This is a genomic window from Microbacterium hibisci (assembly GCF_015278255.1).
Classification (GTDB): Bacteria; Actinomycetota; Actinomycetes; order Actinomycetales; family Microbacteriaceae; genus Microbacterium; species Microbacterium hibisci.
This window is the reverse complement of the sequence record NZ_JADIJC010000001.1, coordinates 193988-209293: the sequence shown is the minus strand read 5'-3', so window position 1 is coordinate 209293 and position 15306 is coordinate 193988. Positions and strand designations below refer to the sequence as shown.

20 protein-coding genes are annotated in these 15306 nt (G+C 73.0%); 4 read left to right on the top strand and 16 right to left on the bottom strand.

The annotated features are described in order from the left end of the window. Positions 1 to 43: 43 nt before the first annotated feature. The 3 genes from IM770_RS01000 to IM770_RS00990 form a co-directional block, all read right to left on the bottom strand. Positions 44 to 817 (bottom strand): PH domain-containing protein, encoded by a 774-nt coding sequence (locus IM770_RS01000; protein ID WP_203579279.1) that lies wholly within the window; start codon positions 815 to 817, stop codon positions 44 to 46. Between the two features lie 2 nt (positions 818 to 819). Continuing rightward, on the bottom strand, positions 820 to 987 hold the full coding sequence (locus IM770_RS00995; RefSeq protein WP_162564212.1) for a hypothetical protein: 168 nt from the start codon (positions 985 to 987) through the stop codon (positions 820 to 822). 100 nt (positions 988 to 1087) lie between these two features. Next, the gene (locus tag IM770_RS00990; RefSeq protein WP_203579278.1) at positions 1088 to 2137 is read right to left on the bottom strand and encodes a zinc-dependent alcohol dehydrogenase family protein; all 1050 of its coding nucleotides are present in this window, start codon (positions 2135 to 2137) and stop codon (positions 1088 to 1090) included. A gap of 51 nt (positions 2138 to 2188) precedes the next feature. On the opposite strand from IM770_RS00990, the gene IM770_RS00985 reads away from it, so the two are divergent. After that, positions 2189 to 2482, top strand: coding sequence for a DUF503 domain-containing protein (locus IM770_RS00985; RefSeq protein ID WP_203579277.1), 294 nt, complete (start codon positions 2189 to 2191; stop codon positions 2480 to 2482). 151 nt (positions 2483 to 2633) lie between these two features. Here the strand turns inward: IM770_RS00985 and IM770_RS00980 are convergent, their stop codons facing one another. The 4 genes from IM770_RS00980 to IM770_RS00965 form a co-directional block, all read right to left on the bottom strand. Continuing rightward, positions 2634 to 3278 (bottom strand): NAD(P)H-binding protein, encoded by a 645-nt coding sequence (locus IM770_RS00980; RefSeq protein ID WP_203579276.1) that lies wholly within the window; start codon positions 3276 to 3278, stop codon positions 2634 to 2636. Between the two features lie 53 nt (positions 3279 to 3331). Beyond that, entirely contained in the window at positions 3332 to 3547 is a 216-nt protein-coding gene (locus tag IM770_RS00975; protein WP_203579275.1) for an SCO4848 family membrane protein, read from the bottom strand. Between the two features lie 10 nt (positions 3548 to 3557). Next, positions 3558 to 5030: an APC family permease gene (locus IM770_RS00970; RefSeq protein ID WP_203579274.1), complete on the bottom strand. Its 1473-nt coding sequence runs from the start codon at positions 5028 to 5030 to the stop codon at positions 3558 to 3560. A 69-nt stretch (positions 5031 to 5099) separates the two neighbouring features. Beyond that, positions 5100 to 5504: a VOC family protein gene (locus tag IM770_RS00965; protein WP_203579273.1), complete on the bottom strand. Its 405-nt coding sequence runs from the start codon at positions 5502 to 5504 to the stop codon at positions 5100 to 5102. A 69-nt stretch (positions 5505 to 5573) separates the two neighbouring features. On the opposite strand from IM770_RS00965, the gene IM770_RS00960 reads away from it, so the two are divergent. After that, positions 5574 to 6155, top strand: a complete 582-nt coding sequence (locus IM770_RS00960; RefSeq protein ID WP_203579272.1) for a TetR/AcrR family transcriptional regulator — start codon at positions 5574 to 5576, stop codon at positions 6153 to 6155. Between the two features lie 5 nt (positions 6156 to 6160). Here the strand turns inward: IM770_RS00960 and IM770_RS00955 are convergent, their stop codons facing one another. The 5 genes from IM770_RS00955 to IM770_RS00935 all read right to left on the bottom strand — a co-directional run bounded on the left by IM770_RS00955 (position 6161) and on the right by IM770_RS00935 (position 9380). Then, positions 6161 to 7264, bottom strand: coding sequence for an NAD(P)-binding domain-containing protein (locus IM770_RS00955; protein ID WP_203579271.1), 1104 nt, complete (start codon positions 7262 to 7264; stop codon positions 6161 to 6163). A 68-nt stretch (positions 7265 to 7332) separates the two neighbouring features. After that, positions 7333 to 8109 (bottom strand): isocitrate lyase/PEP mutase family protein, encoded by a 777-nt coding sequence (locus IM770_RS00950; protein ID WP_203579270.1) that lies wholly within the window; start codon positions 8107 to 8109, stop codon positions 7333 to 7335. A 39-nt stretch (positions 8110 to 8148) separates the two neighbouring features. Next, on the bottom strand, positions 8149 to 8475 hold the full coding sequence (locus IM770_RS00945; RefSeq protein ID WP_307785331.1) for a YchJ family protein: 327 nt from the start codon (positions 8473 to 8475) through the stop codon (positions 8149 to 8151). Between the two features lie 115 nt (positions 8476 to 8590). Then, positions 8591 to 8956 carry a TraR/DksA family transcriptional regulator gene (locus IM770_RS00940; RefSeq protein ID WP_203579268.1) on the bottom strand — a complete coding sequence of 122 codons (366 nt, stop codon included), beginning with the start codon at positions 8954 to 8956 and terminating at the stop codon, positions 8591 to 8593. A 49-nt stretch (positions 8957 to 9005) separates the two neighbouring features. Continuing rightward, positions 9006 to 9380, bottom strand: a complete 375-nt coding sequence (locus IM770_RS00935) for a hypothetical protein (RefSeq protein WP_203579267.1) — start codon at positions 9378 to 9380, stop codon at positions 9006 to 9008. A 322-nt stretch (positions 9381 to 9702) separates the two neighbouring features. Here IM770_RS00935 and IM770_RS00930 point away from each other — a divergent pair, with 322 nt between their 5' ends. Together IM770_RS00930 and IM770_RS00925 are read left to right on the top strand one after the other, a co-directional pair. Continuing rightward, complete coding sequence (locus tag IM770_RS00930) at positions 9703 to 10227, top strand: hypothetical protein (protein ID WP_203579266.1); 525 nt, start codon at positions 9703 to 9705, stop codon at positions 10225 to 10227. Between the two features lie 245 nt (positions 10228 to 10472). Then, positions 10473 to 10997: a hypothetical protein gene (locus IM770_RS00925; protein ID WP_203579265.1), complete on the top strand. Its 525-nt coding sequence runs from the start codon at positions 10473 to 10475 to the stop codon at positions 10995 to 10997. On the opposite strand, the gene IM770_RS00920 is transcribed toward IM770_RS00925, so the two are convergent. From IM770_RS00920 to IM770_RS00905, 4 genes are read right to left on the bottom strand one after another with little or no spacing between them, the layout of a single operon-like run. Continuing rightward, entirely contained in the window at positions 10916 to 12274 is a 1359-nt protein-coding gene (locus tag IM770_RS00920; RefSeq protein WP_203579264.1) for a DUF6716 putative glycosyltransferase, read from the bottom strand. The two genes, IM770_RS00925 and IM770_RS00920, sit on opposite strands and share 82 nt — an antisense overlap. After that, positions 12271 to 13143, bottom strand: coding sequence for an N-acetylneuraminate synthase family protein (locus IM770_RS00915; RefSeq protein WP_203579263.1), 873 nt, complete (start codon positions 13141 to 13143; stop codon positions 12271 to 12273). The genes IM770_RS00920 and IM770_RS00915 overlap by 4 nt, the downstream gene beginning before the upstream one ends. Further along, positions 13140 to 14396, bottom strand: coding sequence for an acylneuraminate cytidylyltransferase (locus IM770_RS00910; protein WP_203579262.1), 1257 nt, complete (start codon positions 14394 to 14396; stop codon positions 13140 to 13142). Before IM770_RS00910 ends, IM770_RS00915 begins: the two co-directional genes overlap by 4 nt. Next, positions 14393 to 15304: a hypothetical protein gene (locus IM770_RS00905; RefSeq protein ID WP_203579261.1), complete on the bottom strand. Its 912-nt coding sequence runs from the start codon at positions 15302 to 15304 to the stop codon at positions 14393 to 14395. The genes IM770_RS00910 and IM770_RS00905 overlap by 4 nt, the downstream gene beginning before the upstream one ends. Positions 15305 to 15306: the final 2 nt, after the last annotated feature.

Sequence of the window (15306 nt, the reverse complement as noted above, 5' to 3'; positions counted from 1 at the left end):
TTCCCGACCGCCCCGATCCGACCCCCGCGGGTGACCGTGATGCTCAGCGGGGAAGATCGATCGGCGCGGTGCTGGTGCGGTCCGGATCGAAGGGAGTCTTCGCCGGCGCGGCCTCGCCGCGCAGCTGCGCGAGGCGCTCGTCCTCGCGGCGCTGCGCGTCGGCGAGCCAGTCCCAGCCCGATGACGGCACAGGCGCCGCGCGCACCTCGGGGACGGGGGCGGTGGGCTGGCTGTCGTACCCCGGATCGGCGACGGTGACGGATGCCGCCGCCTCCCGCTTCGGCAGGATCACCGGCGCACCGCCGAGCTGGTCGGCGCGGCCCGCCGCGCCGCGCAGACCCGCCTGCTGGATGACCCGCTGGATGGTCAGGCCGCGCCGGTCGGGATCGCCCACGTACCGGATGTCGCGAAGCCCCTGCTCCTGCGCGGCGGACTCGAAGACGAAGTGGCCGTAGCCGAGGATCCGGCCCACCACGGGCTTGTGCACCGAGATGTCGAGGATGCGGGTGAGGGGCATCGTGGCGATGCGCTGCGACAGGATGCCGTGCACCCGGAACACGCGCATGTTGGTGATGACGAAGCGATCCAGATGCTGCTCGAAGAAGCGCCAGACCGCGTGACCCACCACCGCGGCGCCGAGTACGGCGGGCACCCACCACGCCTGTGCGGGCACGGAGAAGGAGAGCAGCACCACGATGATGCCGCCGAACAGCTCGAGGACGGCCGAGACGGTGGCGGCCCAGTGCTTGCGCACCTCGTCGACGACGCGCTCGCCCTGGTCGGCGATCAGGTGCTTCTCGATCCGCGGATCGAACATGCTCAGCCCGCAGCGAGCGCCATGAAGAAGTCGACCACGGCGGCCCCCGCGCCCCAGACGGCGCCGACCGCACCCTGCACCGCGTTGGCCGCGTCCTGCGGGCGTGTGATCAGGTAGAACGCCGCGAACGCGATGACGAGCACCAGCACGATGCGCTTGACGATCTTCACGGTCGGGGATCCCTTCGACTTCTGATGTTCTACCGCACGATCGTCGGAACGCGCGCAGGCGCGCGGGCGCGTCGCGATCCCGTCGCGCCGCGCGGCGCGCTCACGGCCGCAGCAGCACCTTGGTGGCGCGCCGCTCGTCCATCGCAGCGTACGCCTCGGCGGCCTCTGCCAGCGGCAGCTCGAGGTCGAACACGCGGCCGGGCTGGATCCTCCCCGACCGCACGTCGGGCAGCAGCTCCTCGATGTACCCGCGCACCGGGGCCACGCCCCCGTTGACGCCCACGTTGCGGTTGAACATCTGGCGCACCGGCAGCTCGGGGCCGCCGTTGGGCACGCCGACGTAGCCGACCATGCCGCCGGGGCGCGTCGAGCGGAGCGCCTGGTCCATGGACTCCTTCGTGCCGACGCATTCGAGCACGCGGTCGGCGCCGATGCCGCCGGTGAGCGCGCGCACCGCCTCGATGCCGGCATCGCCGCGCTCCTCCACGATGTGCGTCGCACCGAAGTCGCGCGCGAGCGCCTGACGCTGCGGGTGGCGCGACATCGCGATGATCGTGGACGCCCCCAGGCGCTTCGCGGCGATGATCGCGCAGAGCCCGACAGCGCCGTCTCCGACGACCGCGACCGCGTCGCCGGGGCCGACCCCCGCGGAGATCGCCGCGTGGTGGCCGGTGCCCATCACATCGCTCAGTGTCAGCAGGCCCGGGATCTCGGCATCCGCCACCGGTCCGGGCACCACCGCCAGCGTTCCGTCCGCGAGCGGCACGCGCACGCGCTCGCCCTGCCCGCCGTCGGCGAAGCCGCCGAAACGGTCGTCGCTCCCCCACCAGCCGCCGTTCAGGCACGAGGTGCTGACGCCGTTGCGGCAGTTGGCGCAGGTGCCGTCGCAGACGTAGAAGGGGGCGATGACGAAGTCTCCCGGCGCGATGCTGCGCACCTCGGCGCCGACCTCCTCGACGACGCCCACGAACTCATGGCCGATGCGGTGCGGTTCCTTCGTGGGCGTGACACCGCGGTACGGCCACAGGTCGGAGCCGCACACGCAGGCGGCGACGACGCGCACGATCGCGTCGGCGCCGGTGGACAGCACGGGGTCGGGGACGGTCTCGACGCGGATGTCGCGGGCGGCGTGGATGACGGTGGCGAGCATGAGTCGAGCCTAGGGCCGCTCGCGCCGCGCCGGCCCTGCCACGATGGACCCATGTGGATCGGCTGGATCGAGTTCGACCTGCTCCTGGGCGACATCCGCTCGCTGAAGGAGAAGCGCAGCGTGCTGCGCCCGCTCATCGCCGACCTCAGCCGCCGCACCGAGGCCGCGGCCGCGGAGGTCGGCGAGCACGACCTGCACCGTCGCGCGCGCATCGGTGTGTCGATCGTGGCCTCGGGGTCGTCGCATGTGCGGGATGTGCTCGACAACGCCGAGCGCCTGGTCGCCGAGCACCCCGAGGTCACGCTGCTGTCCGCGCGCCGCGGACTGCACTCGAGCGAGGACTGAGCGCGGCCGGCGCGGCGCGGCGCAGCCGGCGGCCGAGCTCGGGGCTCAGCCGAGCGCAGCCGGGCGCAGCCGGGCGTGATCGAGCTCGGGGCTCAGCCGGCAACCGAGCGCGGCCTCAGCCGAGCGCAGCCGGGCACAGCCGGGCGCGGTCTCAGCCGGCGATCGCGTGGCCGATGACCTCGTCGCCGCCGCCGAAGCGGATCGTGCGCCCGATGGTGCGGTCGTCGGCGATCGCGGCGGCGATCACCGCGGCGACGTCCGCCCGCGCGATCTCGCCGCGGCCGTCGGGATCCACCTCGATGCGGCCCGTGGGCGGGTCGAGCGTCAGGGTGCCCGGAGCGAGGATCGTCCAGTCGAGTGCGCTCGCCGCGAGGTGCGCGTCAGCCGCCCACTTGGCGTCGGCGTACGCGAAGAAGCCGTCGCCGGGATCGATGCCGTGGTCGGCGCGGGAGCCGATCCACGACACCATGACGTATCGCAGGACCCCGGCCGCCGCGGCGGCGTCCATCGAGCGGACGGCGGCGTCGCGATCGACGGCGTAGGTGCGCGACGGGTTGCCGCCGCCCGCCCCCGCCGACCACACGACGACGTCGTTGCCCGCGATGAGGTTGGTCAGCTGGTCGAGGTCGAGGATCTCCACGTCGGCGACGACCGGCTGCGCGCCGGTCGCGGCGACCTCGGCTTCGTGTGCGGCGTTGCGGATGACGGCGGTCACCGTGTGGCCCTGCGCCACCAGGAGCGGCTCGAGCAGCAGCGCGACCTTGCCGTGTCCGCCGAAGATCAGGATGCGGGCCATGGGGTTCCTTCCGTCGGACTCTCCACGCTACCCGGGGTGGTCGTCGGCGAGCGTCACGCGACGAGCGCGGCGACGCCCGCGACGACGGATGCCGCGGCCAGCGCGAGTGCGATGCCGATGAGCACGCCGTGCACCACGAGGAAGCGGGTGGGCCGCCCCTGCGCATCGCGTGCTCGCGGGTCCTTCGCCACGCGGCGGTAGAACGTCGGCCACACCAGGACGTTGAAGGCGGCGTTGAGGAAGAGGAGCACGGCGAGGAGCGTCGTCACGCGTCCGAGCCTAAGCGCCCGCCTCGGGCCCCTCGCCGCGGGGCGGCTGCGAGGACGCGGCGGGAGCGGCATCCGTCGCCCGATCCCCGCGCGCGAGGAGGCTGTGCCGCCGGCCCCACAGCAGATAGAAGGCGAGCACGACGGCGACCCAGGCACCGAACCACGCATAGGTCGACCACCCGAGTCCGGTGATGAGGTACGCGCACGCCAGGATCGACAGGACCGGCGTCACCGGGTAGCCGGGCACGCGGAACGCCCGCGGCAGATCGGGCCGGGTGCGCCGCAGCACGATCACGCCGACCGAGACCACGATGAACGCCACGAGGGTGCCCATCGAGACGAGATCCCACAGGCTCGACAGCGGGATCAGCCCCGCGAGCGCCGCCACCGCGATCGCGACCACCACGGTGGAGAAGACCGGGGTGTGAGTGCGCGGGTCGACGCGTGCGAACGCGCGCGGGAGCAGCCCGTCGCGCCCGATCGAGTACAGGATGCGCGTCTGGCCGAACAGCGTCACGAGGGTCACCGAGAAGATCGAGACCACCGCACCGGCGGCGAGCACGGTGGCCGGCCACTGCGCCCCGAGCACGTCGCTGAGGATCACCGCCAGACCGGCGCTCTGCTGCTCGGGATCCTCGAAGTCCTGCCACGGCTGGGCGCCCACTGCCGCCATGGCGACGAAGAGGTACACGGCCACCACCGTCACGAGGGCGATGAGGATCGCGCGCGGCAGCGACCGCTGCGGGTCGCGCACCTCGTCGCCGGCGGTCGAGACAGCGTCCAGGCCGACGAACGTGAAGAAGATCGTGCCGGCGGCGGCGGTGACGCCGGCAGCGCCGTGCGGTGCGAAGTCCGCGAAGTTGTCGGCCTGGAAGGCCGTGATCGCGATGGCGCCGAACATGAGCAGCACGCCCAGCTTGATGATCACCATCACCGCGTTGACCGTCGCCGACTCGCGGGTGCCGCGGATGAGCAGCACGGCGCACAGGCCCACGAGCACCACCGCGGGCAGGTTGACGATGCCGCCCTCCAGCGGCCCGGCCGACAGGGCGGCGGGGATTTCCCACCCGAACAGGTCGCCGACCAGGCGGTCGAGATACCCGCTCCATCCCGACGCGACCGCGGCGGTCGACACGCCGTACTCGAGCATGAGGCAGGCGGCGACGCCCATCGCGACGATCTCGCCGAGTGTCACGTAGGCGTACGAGTACGTCGATCCCGACACGGGCACGGCGGACGCCATCTCGGCGTAGCAGACCGCCGACAGCCCCGCCGCGATCGCGGCGACGAGGAACGACAGCAGCACGGCGGGCCCCGCCAGCGGAACGGCCTCGTGCATCACGAAGAACACGCCGGTGCCGACGGTCGCGCCGACGCCGAGCATCGCGAGCTGGAAGGTGCCGATGCCGCGGGTCAGTCCGCCGGGCGACGAGGCGGGCGGCGTCACGGGCTTGCGCCGGAACAGCTCTCGCGCGACGCTCATCTCTCGACCTCCCGGCGATCTCGACGGCACGAGTCTAGGTCGCCGAGCCGAGAAGGGTCGGGCGCGGCCTCATGCGAAGGCCCCGGCGAACTCCTCGGACGGTTCGATCGGCTCGATGACGTCGACCAGGATTCCTCCGGGCGCGACGAGGATGAAATGGCGCTGCCCGAACGGCTCGTCTCGGAGCGCGAGCGCGCACTCCAGGCCGGCGTCCTCCACGAGGCGGCGGTAGGCGGCGCGGGCGTCGTCCACCTCCACGTTGAGGAGGATCCCGCCGGCGACGCGGGCGAAGCCGTCGGGGATCGTCTCGTGGTCGTGCACCAGGAACGCCAGCTCCGCTCCGTCGCGCGCGAGACTGACGTACCAGTCCGCCGCGAAGGTCTCCTCGAATCCGAGATGCTCGCGGAAGAATCGCGCGGCGGCTGCGGCATCCGTCGTCATCACCACCGGGTAGAAGCTCGTCATGGTCTCCATCGGAGGCTCCTTTACATACGCTATGTTTGCAACAGAACGATACATACACTGCGTACGTAAAGGAAGACCATGCCCCGAGCGAGCGCCGCCGACGCCGCCGAGACCGCACGCCGCGTGCGCGAGGTCGCTCGCGAGCGCTTCACGGCCGACGGCTTCGCCGCCACGTCCGTGGACGACATCGCCCGGCGCGCGGGCGTGACGCGCGGCGCCGTCTACCACCACTACGACGGCAAGCTCGGGCTCTTCCACGCCGTCGCCGAGAGCCTGCAGGCCGAGATCGCGGCGCGCGTCGTCGCGGAGGCGGAGAAGGAGACGGATGCCGCAGCCCAGCTGCGCACCGGAAGCCATGCGTTCCTCGACGCCATCACCGACGATCGGGCCGCACGCGTTCTCCTGGTCGACGCGCCCGCCGCGCTGGGATGGGCGCAGTGGCGCGAACTCGACGCCGCTGCCTCGGGACGGGAGCTCGCGGAGGCGATCGCCGCACTGGGCACGGTTCCGGCGCAGCTCATCCCCGCGCTCACCCAGCAGTTGAGCGGCGCGATGAACGAGGCGGCGCTGTGGCTCGCAGCCGAGCCACGGGACGCCGCGGCGCGCGCGGCCGCGCACGCCGCGCTGGACCTGCTCCTCGACGCGATCGCGCCCCGCTGACGACCTCAGGCGGCGAGCGCGGCGCTTCCGGCGACGATCGCCCGCACGGCGTCGCGTCCGGCGCGGTTGGCGCCGACGGTCGACTGCGACGGGCCGTAGCCGATGAGGAACAGCCGCGGCTCGTCGAGCGACCGCCCGTTCTCGACCCGGAAGCCGCCGTCGGGGGTGCGCAGCCGGAGCGGCGCGAGGTGATCCAGCGCCGGGCGGAAGCCGGTGGCCCAGAGGATGACGTCGGCCGGCTCGAACGTGCCGTCGGGCATGCGCACGCCGTGCTCCTCGATCGTGGAGAACATCGGATGCCGCACCAGCACGCCGCGGCGCTGCGCGGCGCGCGCCCACGGCGTCCAGTGCATGCCCGTCACCGAGATGACGCTGCCGGGCGGCAGGCCGCGGCGCACGCGGTCCTCGACGCCCGCGATCGCGGCGACCCGGGCGGGGATGTCGAAGTCGTCCTCGATCCACTCCGGCTCGCGCCGGGTCACCCAGAACGTGTCGGCGACATGCGAGATCTCGTCCAGCAGCTGGACCCCCGACACCCCGGCACCGACGATGACGACGCGCTCGCCGCGGAACTCGTCGGCCGAGACGTAGTCCGCGACGTGCAGCTGGCGACCGAGGAAGCGCTCCTGACCCGGGTAGCGGGGCCAGAAGGGCCGCGTCCAGGTGCCGGTGGCGTTCACGACGAACCTCGAGGCCCACGTGCCGCGGTCGGTCTCGACGAGGAGCCGGCCGGCGGGGTCGTCGTCGGCGCGGCGGACCGCCCTGACGCTGACCGGCCGCAGCACGTCGAGGGCGAACCGCTCCTCGTACTCGGCGAAGTAGGCGGGCAGGATGTCGCGGCTCGCTGCGGTGGGATCCGCCGGCGGCACCGCGAACCCGGGCAGCTCGTGGATGCCGTTGACCGTGGCCATGCGCAGCGACGACCAGCGGTGCTGCCACGCGCCGCCGGGTCGCGGGTTGGCGTCGAGGACCACGAACGTCTGCTCGCCCGCGGCGGCGCGGCCGAGCGGCACGAAACCGCGGCGCTGCAGATGGTACGCGGCGGAGAGTCCGGCCTGGCCCGCGCCGATCACGACCACGTCGACGGGTGCGGGGTCGACGGGTTCCATGCCCGGCACAACGTCGCCCTGCCCGCGGGGATTCCCGCGGGCAGGGCGAGGTCGCCGGGCGCGGCGCCTCAGTTGAGGGCGCGCGTGCTCGCGGGGATGACGCCGTCGCCGTAGAGGTCGGCGGCGAGATCCTGAAGCGCCGTCAGCGCGACGCGCTGAGCCATCGGCCCGTACGAGATGCGGGCCACGCCGAGCGCCTCGTATTCGGCGGCCGGGAGCGCTCCGGGCAGGCCGATGACGCTGACCTTGCGCTCCCCGATCCCCTCGACCAGTTGCCGGGTCACGTCGGCGTCGAGGATGCCGGGCACGAAAACGAGGTCGGCGCCGGCGTCGAGGAAGGCGCGGCCCCGCTCGATCGCGTCGGCGATGGACTCCTCCACGGGACGCTTGCCGGCGCGCACGAAGGCGTCGGTGCGGGCGTTGAGGACGAACGGCACGCCCTCCGCCTGTCCGGCGGCGACGATCGCCGCAACGGCTGCGACGGCCTCGTCGAGCGGGCGCAGCCGGTCCTCGACGTTGGCGCCGACGACGCCCTTGCCGATGGCCCGACGGGCGGTCTCGCCGGCGTCGCCGTAGCCGTCGTCGAGGTCGGTCGTCACGGGCAGGTCGCCGGCCGCCTCCACGATGCGGCCCACCATGTCGAGGGTGAGATCGAGCGGGATCTCCCCGTCGGGGTAGCCGAAGGTCGCGGCGATGGAGTGCCCGGCCGTGGCGATGGCCCGCGTCTCGGGCAGTGCGGCGACGGTCTTCGCCGACACCGCGTCCCACACGTTGACGACGCGGAGGATCTCGGGCGCGGCGTGCAGGCGGGCGAGGGTCTGTGCTTTCTCAGCCTGAGTGGTCATGCATGTCACGCTATCGGCGTGCGCACACCCCCGGGCCGGTCACGACGGATCGATCTCGCCGTCGAGGTACCACCAGCGCCCGCTCCGCTTCACGAAGCGGCTGCGCTCCCGCAGCACCCCGCGGTGCGGCCCCTGACGCCAGGATGCCCGGAACTCGACCACGCCGCGCGTATCGTCCTCGCCGCCGGCATCGATGTCGAGGATCTCCAGCCCGGTCCATCGCTGTGCGGGGTCGAGGGTCAGCTCCTCCGGACGCGTGCCGGGGTGCCACGTCGCGGTCAGATGGCGCGCGTCGCCGACCACGAACGCCGAGTAGCGCGAGCGCATCAGCCGCTCGGCGGTCGGCGCCGGCGTTCCGTGCAGCACGGGGGCGCAGCATCCGTCGAAGCGATCACCGCTTCCGCACGGACAGGGATCGCCGGCGTTCACGCGCGCGAAGCCGTCCGGGACGGCACGGGATGCCGCGGCCCCGAACGACACGTCAGGCGCCGGCCTTCTCGGCGCACGACACGCAGCGCGTGGCGAACGGCCGCACGCGCAGGCGGGCGATCGGGATGCCGCGACCGCAGTCGACGCACACGCCGTAGGTGCCCGCCTCCCAGCGCTTGACAGCCTCGTCGATCTCGCCGATCTCGCGTCGGGCGGCCTCCTCGAGCCCGACCGCGCGCGCCCACTCGCCCGACAGCGTGACGCCCTCGGGATCGTGCTCGTCATCGGCGACGTCTGCGCCGCGGTCGGCACGGAGCTCGGCCAGCGTCTCGTCCATCGCGGCGATGCGCGCCGTGGCGGCCTCGTGCAGCTCATCGAGGAGCGCCCGAAGCTCGATCCGGCTCGCGGCGGAGGTCATCGCACGAGAATACGCCCGGATGCCGCACCGCAGCCGGAGCCGTGCCGCATCAGTCGGAGACCTCCACCGTGAAGGTGACGTCCTCGATGCCACCGTCGTCATTCGACAGCACCACCGTCGTCGTGCCCTCCGCGATCCCCTCGACCCCCGGGTTGTAGATGGTGCCCCCCGTCTCCCGACCGGGGGTGAACGATGCGACGGCGGGGTCCTCGACCAGGCCGCGGTAGCTGTCGACCGCGAGGTCGCCCGTGTCGATGTCGAGCACCTGACCGACCTGCAGCTCCACGGTCTCTCCCTGCAGCTCGCCGACGTCGCGGACGACCGGGGCGACGACCGGATCGGCGGACGCGCACCCGGCGAGGGCCGCGAGACCGGCGACGGAGAGGACGAGGGCGAGGGTGGTCCGTCGGGCGAGGGTGGTCATGCCGCCATGATGACAGCACAGCGGCTGCACGGCCAGCATGCGGCGGGCATGTGGTCAGGCCATAGAGATTTCCCAGGTCGCGTTGGGAACCTGGGTTCATCGCGCGACGGGGAGGCCCGATCTCCGGAATCGCGAATCTCGAAGCGGCGATGCGTCGCCCGGGACCGCTCCTCGTGCCCGACCCGGAGGGCACGAGGGGCGGTCTCAACGACCCGCCCGGAGCCGGCGATCCGAGACCCCCCGGTCGTGATCGCCGGCTTCTTCCATGCCGGCTGTGGATAAGTCCGCGGGCGCGCAGGCGTCACCGGTTAGCGTGGGGGCCGTGAGGACTCGGGTGGCGGCCGCGGCGCTCAGCGCCGCGCTGCTGTTCGCCCTCGTCGCCTGTGCTCCGGAGGAGCCGGCCGAGCCCACGCCGACGCCGACATCGGCGTTCGCGACGGAGGACGAGGCGTTCGCCGCCGCGGAGGAGACGTACCGGGCCTACGTCGACGCGCTCAACGCACGGCATGCCGACCCGGCGGCCAAACCGGATCCCACCGACTATCTGATCGAGGACGCGCTTGAGGCCGAGCTTGATACTCAGCGGCTTCTCGAGGAAGAGGGCCGTGCGATCGTCGGAACGGCCACGGTCGCCCGATTTGCCGGCGCACGGGCGTCGGGCAACCTGGCGGAGATCGCAGCCATCGTCTGCCTAGACGTCTCGGAGTCCCGACTCGTTGACGACAACGGAATCGACGTCACGCCCACCGATCGTCCTGAAGTGTTCGCGCTTGATGTGGCCTTTGTCCGTGTTGGCGACCAGCTGGCGATCAGCGACAGTTCCGTTGCGAGCGATCAGACATGTTGAAACCCGCGGGGCTGTGGCTCGCGGCACTCCTTACTGTCGCACCTACATTCGTCGCGTCACCACCCAATGGCTGCTCGGCTACGCAATTGCAGGCAGGACTCTGCTCATACGCGACGGATGACGAAGTGATCGTCTCGGGCAAGGAGACTGAATCGCATCCAGGCGGAGAGTCGAATACCTCACGCGAACCGAACTCCCAGGGCGACGCGTCAGCCCCCTCTGAGCCCGCTCAGCCGGATTGCGGGGTGCTCGACCGGTGCGAGGACTACAGCGTCGGCCTCCTGCCCGACCTGACCCTCGAAGACCTCGCGTCCTTCCGTCCGTCGTCGCCGGCGGTGGGCGGCGAGCCGGCGGGTTTCGGCGTCGTGGGCATGCCGACGAACCTGCTGGCGACGGCATCCGAGGAGCGCCTCCCCGGCACTGTGCTGGGCTGGGATGTCACCGTCCGCTTCGTGCCGACCGCCTTCGTCTTCGACCACGGCGACGGCACCACCTCGCGCGCGGCGTCGGGCGGGGCATCGTGGGCGCGCCTCGGTCAGGGGCAGTTCACCCCGACCGCCACGAGCCACGTCTACTCGGGGCGCGGCACCTACGGCGTGTCGGTGACCGTCGAGTACGCGGCATCCGTCGACTTCGGAAACGGCACATGGCGCACGGTCCCCGGGGTCGTCCGCGCGCAGGCAGGCGGCTACGACGTCCGCGTGGTCGAGGTGCGCACGGCGCTGGTCGACCGCACGTGCGCCGAGGACGCCCGCGGTCCCGGCTGCTGAACGGCCGGCGACGCCGCCCGGCGCACGCGCTCGATGAGCCGCACGCCGGTCCGCAGCGGAAGCCCGACGACATACGCCGCCGTGCCCGCCGCCGACGTGTCGCTGCGCCCCAGCGCGATCCTGCGCTCCCACGCGTCGCGGAGCGCGCCGCCGCGGCGCGGGAAGGCGGAGCGTGAGGGCAGCGTGCCCGTCGCGCGCTGCGCCAGCAGGTCCTCCACGCCGTCGACCCAGTCGTCGGCCTGCGGGGCGTGGAAGTAGTTGTCGTCGAGCCACTCCGGATCCGGATGCCGGAACCGCCGCGCGACGACGTCATCCTCGCCCGCGAGGAGGTCGGCGTCGGCGAGCGTCTCGTTGATGAGCTGCGGCGACACCCCGAAGGTGTCGAGGGCGATGACCGGGATCCCGCCCGCGATCGCCTCGATGGCCGCCGTGGAACTGACGGTCACGAGGCCCTCGGCGGTCGCGAGCGCGTCGTGCATCGATCCGGTCGACGTGACGAGGTTGGCCGGCAGCGGGCCGAGCGAGGCGAGCAGTTCGGGGTAGGAGTCCTGTTCGGCGTGGGTCTGATGCTCCCCGGTCGCCGCGCGCAGCTTCACGACCACGCGCCGCGAGGGGTCGGCCGCCGCGGCGCGCACGAGCAGCCGGGCCACCCGCAGCCGGTCGGCCCGCTCGGCGGGCACCTTCGCCTGGGTCGCGAACACCAGGTCGGTCCGGGTGGCGTCGGGGCCGCCGACCGGCACCCCTCCGGCCACCCGCGCGCCGCGCGCGAAGGGCAGCGTCGCGAGCGCGTAGCGGTGCGCATAGCCGGTGCGTGCTGACAGCGCACCGAATTCCCGAACCTCCCGGCGGGAGTGCACCACGAAGAGGTCGGCCTGTAGTCGGTAGACGACGGCCTTGCGGGTCGCGGGGATCGAGATGCCGGGAAGCCCGGTGACGACGACGGGCCGCGGATCGAGCGCCGCGAGCTCCCGCGCGAGCACCCGCACCAGCGGGCCGCGCGCGCCGATCACGACGGCGTCGGCGCGCAGTTCCGCGACCCGTGCCGCAAGCCGGGCGTAGGTCACGCGCTCCACGCGGTTCCTGGGCAGCCCGCTGCCGCGGAGCGCCGCCTCCAGCTGCGTATCGCTCACCACGAGGGGCGTCTCGAGCACGAGGAGCGAGGCATCCCACCGCTCCCCCACCCCGCCGACGAGCGCCGCCGCCCACTTCACGTAGGAGTCGGTGTCGGCGATCGCGACGACGCGCGGCCGCGGGGCGCCGGGCGGAACCCGCCTCACGCCGGGACGCGGCGGAGCTTCGCCATCGGCGCCAGCTCGCCCGGGTAGACGCGCTTGACGCCGTCACCGAGGGCCGCCTCGATGACGCGGATGTCGCGCACCAGGTGCTGCAGGCCCGCGGGCTCTAGCGAGGCCGCGTGGTCGGATCCCCACATCGTGCGGTCGAGCGTGATGTGCCGCTCGACGGCGACCGCGCCCAGCGCGACCGCGGCGAGCGAGATCTGCAGGCCGCGCTCGTGCCCCGAGTAGCCGACCGGCACGCCGGGGAACCGCTCGCGCAGGGCGGGGATCATCCGCAGGTTCGCCTCCTCGGGCTCCATCGGGTACGTCGAGGTGGCGTGCATGAGCACGAGCCGGTCGGTGCCGAGGATGTCGATGGCGGCGTCGATCTGCTCGATCGTCGACATGCCGGTGGAAAGGATGACGGGCTTGCCCGAGTCGCGCAGCGCCTCGAGCAGCTCGACGTCGGTGAGCGAGGCCGAGGCGACCTTGTGCGCGACGACGCCCAGGTGATCGAGGAAGGCGACGCTCGGCACGTCCCACGGCGACGCGAACCACTCGAGCCCGCGCAGCAGGGCGTGGTCCGAGATCTCGATGTACTGCTCGCGGTCGAACTCGACCCGGCGGCGGTAGTCGAGGTACGACATCCGTCCCCACGGCGTATCGCGCGGCATGTCGCGCATGTGCTCGGGCGTGGCGATCTCGGGCGTGCGCTTCTGGAACTTCACCGCGTCGGCGCCGGCGTCGGCGGCGACGTCGATAAGCCGCTTGGCGAGGTCGACGTCGCCGTTGTGGTTCAGTCCGATCTCGGCGATGACGTACGCGGGGCGTCCGCCCCCGACGACGCGGGATCCGATGGTGACGGTCATGAGGCCTCCAGTGGTGCGGTGGGATGATCGGATGCTGTGTCGAGGCCGGCTGGCGCCTCGCCCGTGCGAGGGCGGCCGGCGTCGTCGCGGGGCTCGCGCGCGGCCAGTACGCGCTCGGCGAGGTCGCGCACCGCGCCGGCCCCGCCGGGGCGGTCGAGCACGACGCGGGCGGCCGAGAGGACGAGCGGGTGCGAGCCGGGCACCGCGACGGGCCAGCCGACGAGGTCGAGGCAGCCCAGGTCGTTGATGTCGTTGCCGAGATACGCGATGCGCGACAGCGGGATGCCGCGCTCAGCGGCCCACTCCCGCAGCACGGCGGCCTTGTCGGCCGCCCCCTGGCGCACGTCGACGCCGAGCTTGCGCGCGCGGGCGGCAACGACCGGGTTCGCCTCGGTGGAGAGGATGAGGAACGGGATGCCGGCGGCCCGCAGCAGCGACACGCCCATGCCGTCCGCCCGGCTGACCGCGACGGATTCCACACCGTCCTGATCGACGCGCACGGTGTCGTCGGTGTGGACGCCGTCGAAGTCGGTGACGACCGCCTCGACCGGGATCGCGCGCTCGCGGGCGCCGGACTCGGCGAGGGCGGCGATCCGCCGCGCGAGCTCGAGCTCGTCGAGGGTGTCGATCTCGATGGCCGTCCGCGGCGCGACCTCCGCGATCCCGACGCTTCCGAAGAACCGGTGCCGCGACGCGCGGAACCCGGCGGCCCGCATGACGTAGAAGGCGCCGGTCTCGAGGTAGTGGGGCTCGCGGTCCTGGCGCCGCGGGCGGACGTCGACGTCGTGGTTCACGGCTTCGGCCGCACCGCCGGCGCCCTTCTGCCACAGGAAGCCGTAGGTCTCGACCGCCGAGAAGACGCTGTCGCGCCGGCGCGAGCGCACGAGCTGCACCGCACCGCGGAGCGCGTCGACGTCGATGAACGGCGACGTCGCCTGCAGGAAGACGACGACCCCCACCTCGACGTTGCGCTCCTCGAGCACCTCGAGTGCGTGCAGCAGCGCGCTCTCCGAGCTCGCCTCGTCACCGGCGAGCTCGGCGGGTCGCTCGACGACCTCGGCACCCCACTCCGCGGCGACGGCCGCGATGTCGCCGTCGTCGGTGGTGACGACGACGCGGTCGATCGCGGGACAATGCCGGGCCGCCGACACGGCGCGCGCCACGAGGGGCACGCCGCCGACTCTCTGCAGGTTCTTGCGCACGACCCCCTTCGAGCCGCCGCGCGCGGGGATGACCGCCACGACTTCGCTCATGCGGCGGCCCTCCGCACCGAGCTGCGCGCCCGCCCCGCGTGCACGACCGCCCCGGTTCCCGCCAGCACGAGCGGCAGCGTCGTCGTCGTGCTCGACGGAAGCGTGTGCACGTCGAGCGGCCCGGCGGCGCCGGCGAGCACCAGCTCGACCGGGAGTCCGGTCGAATGGATCCGCACGCCCGGCACCGTCGCGACGGCCTCGAGCTGCTCGGCCGTCTCACGACGATGCGGAAGATAGACCGCACCGCCGGCCGCGGCATCCCGCACCCAGCGCAGGTAGTCGACCAGCAGCATGCGGCCATCGACCGGCAGCGCGCTGCCCAGCACGATCCGCCGCCCGAGCTCGGGTGCGGCCGGTGCGGTCGCGCGCGTCCACGAGAAGTCGTGGCGACGGATGCCGAAGCCACGGTCGGCGAGAGCGTCGAGGCGGTCCGGCCCCAGGTCGAACGCCGTGAAGATGTCCGCCCGCCGCGACGCGGCCCGCCGGTGCACGAGCTCGGCGGCGAGCGGCGCCACGACCGTCGTGAACCCGCGCTCGTCGATGCCCGGACGCGCATAGGGACGGCGTCCGAGGAGCGAGTCGGCGTAGACGACGGCCTGCGCGCCGTCGTCGAGGAATGTGATCCGGTGTGGCCGCAGCACCGTCGCCGCGAGGCGGAACTGCCCCGAGAAGCCGTCGCCCACCAGCCAGTGACCGTGCCGCGACAGCAGGCTCCACGGGATCCCGAGGTACGGTGCCAGCTCGCCGAAGCGTGCCCCCCGGGCGAGCAGCTCGTCGGCCGTCGCGGAGATCTGGGGCGTGAGCCGGCCGGCCACCGGCACGCTCGTGCCGTGCGCCGCCGCCCACTCGGCCGCGCCGAGGAGCTGCAGCGGCGACTCGACCCACGCCAGCACGCTTTCGCGGCCCATGG

Coding starts and splice junctions, on each gene's coding strand:
- IM770_RS01000 (WP_203579279.1), bottom strand. CDS start 817: ATGTTCGATCCGCGGATCGAGAAGCACCTGATCGCCGACCAGGGCGAG.
- IM770_RS00990 (WP_203579278.1), bottom strand. CDS start 2,137: ATGCTCGCCACCGTCATCCACGCCGCCCGCGACATCCGCGTCGAGACC.
- IM770_RS00985 (WP_203579277.1), top strand. CDS start 2,189: ATGTGGATCGGCTGGATCGAGTTCGACCTGCTCCTGGGCGACATCCGC.
- IM770_RS00980 (WP_203579276.1), bottom strand. CDS start 3,278: ATGGCCCGCATCCTGATCTTCGGCGGACACGGCAAGGTCGCGCTGCTG.
- IM770_RS00970 (WP_203579274.1), bottom strand. CDS start 5,030: ATGAGCGTCGCGCGAGAGCTGTTCCGGCGCAAGCCCGTGACGCCGCCC.
- IM770_RS00965 (WP_203579273.1), bottom strand. CDS start 5,504: ATGGAGACCATGACGAGCTTCTACCCGGTGGTGATGACGACGGATGCC.
- IM770_RS00960 (WP_203579272.1), top strand. CDS start 5,574: ATGCCCCGAGCGAGCGCCGCCGACGCCGCCGAGACCGCACGCCGCGTG.
- IM770_RS00955 (WP_203579271.1), bottom strand. CDS start 7,264: ATGGAACCCGTCGACCCCGCACCCGTCGACGTGGTCGTGATCGGCGCG.
- IM770_RS00950 (WP_203579270.1), bottom strand. CDS start 8,109: ATGACCACTCAGGCTGAGAAAGCACAGACCCTCGCCCGCCTGCACGCC.
- IM770_RS00940 (WP_203579268.1), bottom strand. CDS start 8,956: ATGACCTCCGCCGCGAGCCGGATCGAGCTTCGGGCGCTCCTCGATGAG.
- IM770_RS00935 (WP_203579267.1), bottom strand. CDS start 9,380: ATGACCACCCTCGCCCGACGGACCACCCTCGCCCTCGTCCTCTCCGTC.
- IM770_RS00915 (WP_203579263.1), bottom strand. CDS start 13,143: ATGACCGTCACCATCGGATCCCGCGTCGTCGGGGGCGGACGCCCCGCG.
- IM770_RS00910 (WP_203579262.1), bottom strand. CDS start 14,396: ATGAGCGAAGTCGTGGCGGTCATCCCCGCGCGCGGCGGCTCGAAGGGG.
- IM770_RS00905 (WP_203579261.1), bottom strand. CDS start 15,304: ATGGGCCGCGAAAGCGTGCTGGCGTGGGTCGAGTCGCCGCTGCAGCTC.